Source organism: Legionella sp. ST3F1 (assembly GCF_048553315.1).
GTDB classification, from domain to species: domain Bacteria; phylum Pseudomonadota; class Gammaproteobacteria; order Legionellales; family Legionellaceae; genus Tatlockia; species Tatlockia donaldsonii.
Window position 1 is genome coordinate 170,307 of record NZ_JBLZIO010000004.1, and the last position, 6,155, is coordinate 176,461.

Sequence of the window (6,155 nt, forward strand, 5' to 3'; positions counted from 1 at the left end):
TTATTCAGGATGGTGGTGACGCATGGACAAGGAAAACACCGATTCGCCTTATCAAATGGGGCATGATTTTATTTCTTATCAACTGGATTGTTGGCAGCGTTCTATTTTATTTTGGGATACCTTGCGTGAACGCGCCAATAATATGATGGAGCACGAACAACAAGGGTTGCCACCACTGCTTAATTTCAAATATGAATTAGTTTTGGATGGGAAATCATTGGAACCCAAAACCAATTATGCATTGGTTAAAATTCTTGAGGTCGGTGATGTGTGCTTTGAAGAGTGTTTTGATCCTCATGCTCATCCGGTGATTATTGTGGATCCCAGATCAGGCCATGGGCCAGGGATTGGTGGTTTCAAACGGGACTCTGAAGTGGGCGTAGCACTTCATAGTGGTCATCCTGTGTATTTTGTTATTTTTTATCCTAATCCTGTGCCTCATCAAACGCTCGCCGATGTCCTGATGACTTTGCGCCATTTTGTTGAAAAAGTCCAAGCCTGGCATGAAGGTAAAGCCCCCATTCTTTATGGCAATTGCCAAGCCGGTTGGATGCTGGCTTTATTGGCCTCTGATTGCGCGAGATCGGTTGGCTTGACAGTCATGAATGGCTCACCGGTTTCTTATTGGTCCAACAGCGAAGAAGAAGCCAATCCCATGCAGTTATTAGGGGGACTCTTGGGTGGCTCCTGGAGTGCCCGTTTTCTATCGGATTTAAAAGAAGGGATCTTTGATGGGGCGTGGTTGGTCTCTAATTTTGAGTTACTCAATCCCACCACAGCCATTTGGGATAAGTATTATGGCTTATTTGATGAAATTGACACAGAGCAGGAGCGATTCTTGGAGTTTGAACGCTGGTGGAATGGGTTTTACCAATTTAGCCAGGAAGAGATAATGGCCACCGTGAATAATCTTTTTATTGGCAATCAACTAGAGCGCGGTGAAATGCGGATTCATAAAGGATGTGTTTACGATTTGAAACGCATTCAAAGCCCTATTGTTCTCTTTGCTTCCCAAGGCGATCAAATTACCCCACCGAGGCAGGCTTTACATTGGATAAGAACAATTTATCCTACGACACAAGCATTGAAGAAGGCCAAACAGCGAGTGGTGTATCTGCTTCATCCTTCCGTTGGGCATTTAGGAATCTTTGTATCGGCTAAGGTCGTTCGTTTGCACCATCGTGCTATTTTAGAGCATAGTGATGCCATTGAGCAATTGCAGCCAGGGCTTTATGAAATGATAATCGTTAACCCAACAGGCGATCCCGATTGCAGTAAAGAACAATATCATGTGCGTTTTGAAGCGCGCGAACTCACAGAACTTTGCACAACGAGCTCCACGCAACAGTTTGACAAGGTTCGTCAAACATCCGAAGCCAATGACTCGATTTATCAAAAAGTTATCCAACCTTCCGTGCAGAGCTTAAGTAATCCTTTTTTATCCTGGTGCCTTGAGAAAACGCATCCCATGCGCCTAAGTCGCTATGTGTTTTCTGAAAAAGTGAATCCGCTGATGAAAGCAATCGAACTATTAAGCCCACCCATTCAAGCCAATCGCCGCATGGCTACACAGAGCAATTGTTTTAAAAAAATAGAGCATGGTGTTGCGCAGATGATGAGGGATTCGTTGGAATCCTCCCGAATCATGCGTAATGACGTGATGGCAAATTGGTTTGAAGCCCTTTATAAGGATCCCGATTAACAGGCGAGGAAATTAATTCATGGAGCGTATGGCATCAAATTCCTCGTCAAGGTTCATTTCACTCTCTAAGTCCGCTTCATGAACCCCTTTCTCATCAAAAAGAGGGTTAGTTTCTCGAGCTTTTTCTTCGTAGTCATTCTCTACAAAACAATCCTTAGCGTTCATAACAATTCCTTCAAAATGATTGTTCTTGTCCTTGCCAACGACTAAAGACAACCCGGTTTATTGTTGCTATTTTCATCTCTGACATTTAGCATAACGGATACGATTCAATGAACAAAAATAAGAAATAAAAAGGGGTCAACTGAATAGCCATTTGGCTATTTTTTTATAAGAAGAAACGAGGGAATGGGATGTTGGTTCCCCAAACTGGAATAAGGAACGCATCGACCATGATAGAAATTATCCCCAATTGGCACCCCATTTTTGTCCATTTTACCGTGGCCTTATTTACTGTTTCGGTGATTCTTTATGCCCTAACCTATGTATCCTCTTACATTCATTGGAACACCAAGCCATTGATTGTCGAATTGGAAATTGTGGCGCGTTGGTGTTTATGGCTGGCCGCATTGAGCACGATGACCACCGTGTCCGCTGGGTTTTATGCCTTTTATACGGTAAAACATGGTGCTATGGCGCACGCCGTAAAAGTGATTCACCGCAACTGGGCACTGGCTACTGCAAGTGTCATTTTACTTATGGCGTTTTGGGTTGTTTGGCGTTATATTAAACACCAAAAACCGACGCTGCTCTTCTTAATGGCTTTATTCCTTGTGCAAGTGCTGTTGCTCACAACCGCTTGGTATGGGGCGGAATTAGTCTATCGGCATGGGTATGGTGTTTTGCCTGTCACAGCAGAAAAGACGGTATCACCGCATTAATACGATTTTTATGGAAGGATGGAAACATGTTACAAAAGGATTTGCGTTGTTCAATTAGGAATTATTGCTTTATTTTTTCCTTTTTACTGCTCGGTTCTTCTGCTGTGTTTGCCCAGCATGAGCAACATGGTGCCTCAACACAACCGTTAACTTCCTCGAAGAGTACACCATCTCAATCGAAACCTGCACAATACAAAATGGAACAACCTACCACTAAAAAACAATCTCCTAAAGCGGTGACGCCTCTAACTATTACAGGTGGAGCAAAGCGTACGGTTAATTTGGTGGTTGCTTATAAAACGGTGAATTTTGCAGGCAAACCAAGACGCGCCATTGCTGTTAATGGGCAAATTCCAGCACCGACGTTGCATTTTAAAGAAGGGGACGATGTCACCATCAATGTGTATAACCATTTGGATGAGGGAACGTCCATTCATTGGCATGGTCTTTTAGTCCCTTGGCAAATGGATGGGGTGGACGGGGTGAGTCAAAAACCAATTCCCCCAGGAGGCGTGTTCCATTATCGCTTTAAGCTTTACCAACGAGGGACCTATTGGTACCATGCCCATGCCAAGGTTCAAGAACAAGAAGGCTTATACGGGACTTTTATTATTGACCCGCCTAATCCTCCAAGCTATCACTACACCAAAGATTATGTGGTGGTGTTATCCGATTGGAGCAACACCCCTGCGGAACAAGTACTTGCGAATTTAAAAAAAGACGGCGACTATTACGGTCCTCGATTTCCCCTACAACCCTCGCTTATGAAGTTTCTTCATGATTATCGTAAAGCGTCATCCGAAGAGCGTAAAAAATTAATTGCTGATTATAAAATGATGCAACAAATGCGCATGAGTATCTATGACTTAAGTGACGTGGCGTATGATGCGTATTTATTAAATGGTCACCCTAAATCTCATCCTTGGACCGCCCCTGTGAAAGTAGGGGATAGGGTGCGGCTACGCTTCATTGGCGCAGGAGCAAGCACCATCTATCGTGTTAAAATTCCTGATGCCAAAGTGGAGATGGTGCATATTCAGGGAAATGATGTAACCCCCTATCCCATTGAGGATTTTTGGATTGCACCAGGTGAAACCTATGATATCCTGGTGACCATTCAAAAAAACGAGCCTTACATTATTTATGCCGAGTCGATTGACACGCTGGGCAAAGCGTATGGGGCTTTAGTGACTCATCCTAATCAAGTCGTCAACTATCAGCACGTGACTCCTTTCCCTGAGCCACTTCCTGTCACAAGAGAAATGATGGCCAACATGATGCAGTCTATGAATAGCGGGGGGATGAGTGGAAATCAACAACACGCCTTGATGAACAAAAAAACATCATCAACGGCGATGAAACCCTCCATGACCATGCCTTCGCACTCTCAAGCAATGAGTTCGCAAAGTGCTAATCATTCGATGTCCTCTAAGACTATCCAAAAGAAAATGGACAATGCATCCAATCATTCCGCTCACACCTCATCAATGAAGTCCAAATCCTCATCGACCTCGATGAACAAGAGTATGGACATGCCAGGTATGAATCATGGGGCAATGAGTCAGAGTAAGACGCCTAACTCTGCTCAAATGAAATCTGACCCCTCGTCGACCTTAATGAACAAGAGCATGGCCATGCCGGGCATGAATCATAGCGCAATGGGTCAGAGTAAGAAGTCTCACTCTGCTCAAATGAAGTCTGACTCCTCGTCGACCGCAATGAACAACAGCATGGCTATGCCGGACATGAATCATAGCGCAATGAGCCAGAGTAAGACATCTCACTCTGCTAATGACATGTCTATGAATAGGAACATGAAGTCAGATAGGCCTATGGAACATGGCATGTCGATGAATGATTCCATGAACATGCAGATGCCTATTGAGCCGACCATCATAGGCGATAAAATAGAGCCGCCTGATTCAGCAAAAGCCACCACCTTAGGAACCAAATACCAAGAGTTAAAAGCAGCAGTGAAAACCAATAATCCGAATAAACCAGTCGATGGGATTATTAAAATGGAATTGTTTGGTTATATGGACCGTTATATCTGGTTTATTAATGGCCTACCAGAATACAAGGCCAAACCGATTTTGATTGAGCCAGGCAAGCGTTATCGGATTATTTTTACCAACAATTCGATGATGCGTCACCCCATGCATATTCATGGTCATTGGTTTATTTTACGCAATGGTCATGGGGCTTACGATCCCTTATTACATACCATTGAGGTGGCTCCAGGAGCTACTGCCGTTGCCGATTTTGATACTGAAGCCAGCGGCCAATGGTTTTTCCATTGCCACCATCTTCTGCACATGACCGCAGGCATGGCGCGGGTATTTCAATACACCACCATCATTGAGATTGCCAAAGGCACTCGAAAGCCAGACAATTACGCCTATCAGCAAGCCTACATCAATCGGCCGGTCGTACGAGAAGACGAAGTCATGCCACTGGATGCTTCTCTCATCAAACACCCCGCAGGGCATCATCAAGGTTTCTATCGTTCAAGCTATATTGAACTCGGTGAAGATCCTTTTCATAATGCTCAGGAAATGACGTTTAGAGGCCTCTATGGCCCAGATTACAATAAGCTCCAGTTGTATACTGAGGACGCTGAAATTTATAAAGGAACCGTTGAAAACGCAGATATCGATGTGTTCTATTGGCATTTGATTAGCCAATTTTGGGCAGTTAAAGGAGGAGTCAATTATTTTTATCGCCCCGGAGGCCCTTATTGGCAACCTGGTATTGGTATTGAAGGGTTAATGCCTTGGTATATTGATACCAATATTAGAACGTATTATCGTGATGGCAGTGTGAAGTTTGACATTCAGTTAGCACGGGCTAACCAACTGACCAATAACTTCTTCTTCCTCACTGGGCTTCGCAGCATTCTGGCCACTCATACCGTCGTCAAAAACGAGATTGGCAATGGCTTAAACCAAATGCGTTACATCCTTAGGCCTTATTATCGTCTTAAGCCAGGGCTTAATATTTTTACAGAGTACGAACATGATGAAGAATATGGTGCTCTTAAGAGAATTCTTCGAAGTCAAGGAGAGCCTACCACTCAAGATACAATCACGTTAGGAGTAGCTGTTCTTTTTTAAACGGTCACGTGAGTTGCTTATACCAGGATACTGGAGTCCTGGTGCACTAGATAAAAGTACCGGTTTAAGCCCACGCTCTTGCTCATGGGTTTGAAATTATTTTGAGTTCAGAGTAGGCCAAATAACAAATAGTTAGTACCCATGGTTTGTCCAGAAGAAACCTCGTGAATGCACTAATTGGAGGAATGTATGTATTTAGATGCTCTTTCACGGCTTGATAAGGCCGCTTCATTTTGTCGTATTGATTCCGAAGCTTTAGAGAAACTGAAACACCCTAAATCCTGTCTGGAAGTATCTCTCCCAGTTCGGATGGATAATGGTGAATTAAAAATTTTTACAGCTTATCGAGTCCATCATAATGACAGCCGTGGTCCTATGAAAGGGGGCATACGGTTTCATCCAAAATTGGATTTAGATGAGATAAAAACTCTTGCATTATGGATGACAATAAAATGCGCT

Annotated in this window: 5 protein-coding genes; 4 read left to right on the forward strand and 1 reads right to left on the reverse strand. The window is 43.6% G+C overall.

Annotated features, from left to right (window positions below; translation table 11 throughout):
- The first annotated feature begins 22 nt into the window (after positions 1-22).
- Positions 23-1,702, forward strand: a complete 1,680-nt coding sequence (locus ACN4Z1_RS05040; protein WP_058393165.1) for a DUF3141 domain-containing protein — start codon at positions 23-25, stop codon at positions 1,700-1,702.
- A gap of 12 nt (positions 1,703-1,714) precedes the next feature.
- Here the strand turns inward: ACN4Z1_RS05040 and ACN4Z1_RS05045 are convergent, their stop codons facing one another.
- Complete coding sequence (locus ACN4Z1_RS05045; RefSeq protein WP_021460683.1) at positions 1,715-1,867, reverse strand: hypothetical protein; 153 nt, start codon at positions 1,865-1,867, stop codon at positions 1,715-1,717.
- A 188-nt stretch (positions 1,868-2,055) separates the two neighbouring features.
- Here ACN4Z1_RS05045 and ACN4Z1_RS05050 point away from each other — a divergent pair, with 188 nt between their 5' ends.
- The 3 genes from ACN4Z1_RS05050 to ACN4Z1_RS05060 form a co-directional block, all read left to right on the forward strand.
- On the forward strand, positions 2,056-2,583 hold the full coding sequence (locus ACN4Z1_RS05050; protein WP_031297968.1) for a DUF2231 domain-containing protein: 528 nt from the start codon (positions 2,056-2,058) through the stop codon (positions 2,581-2,583).
- A 26-nt stretch (positions 2,584-2,609) separates the two neighbouring features.
- The gene (locus ACN4Z1_RS05055; RefSeq protein WP_021460681.1) at positions 2,610-5,696 is read left to right on the forward strand and encodes a multicopper oxidase domain-containing protein; all 3,087 of its coding nucleotides are present in this window, start codon (positions 2,610-2,612) and stop codon (positions 5,694-5,696) included.
- Positions 5,697-5,885: 189 nt separating this feature from the next.
- A partial coding sequence (locus ACN4Z1_RS05060) for a Glu/Leu/Phe/Val dehydrogenase dimerization domain-containing protein (protein ID WP_419413475.1) occupies positions 5,886-6,155 on the forward strand: 270 nt, incomplete at its 3' end.

Excerpts from the sequence above, each read along its gene's own strand:
- ACN4Z1_RS05050 (WP_031297968.1), top strand. The coding sequence starts at position 2,056 with ATGTTGGTTCCCCAAACTGGAATAAGGAACGCATCGACCATGATAGAA.
- ACN4Z1_RS05040 (WP_058393165.1), top strand. The coding sequence starts at position 23 with ATGGACAAGGAAAACACCGATTCGCCTTATCAAATGGGGCATGATTTT.
- ACN4Z1_RS05055 (WP_021460681.1), top strand. The coding sequence starts at position 2,610 with ATGTTACAAAAGGATTTGCGTTGTTCAATTAGGAATTATTGCTTTATT.
- ACN4Z1_RS05045 (WP_021460683.1), bottom strand. The coding sequence starts at position 1,867 with ATGAACGCTAAGGATTGTTTTGTAGAGAATGACTACGAAGAAAAAGCT.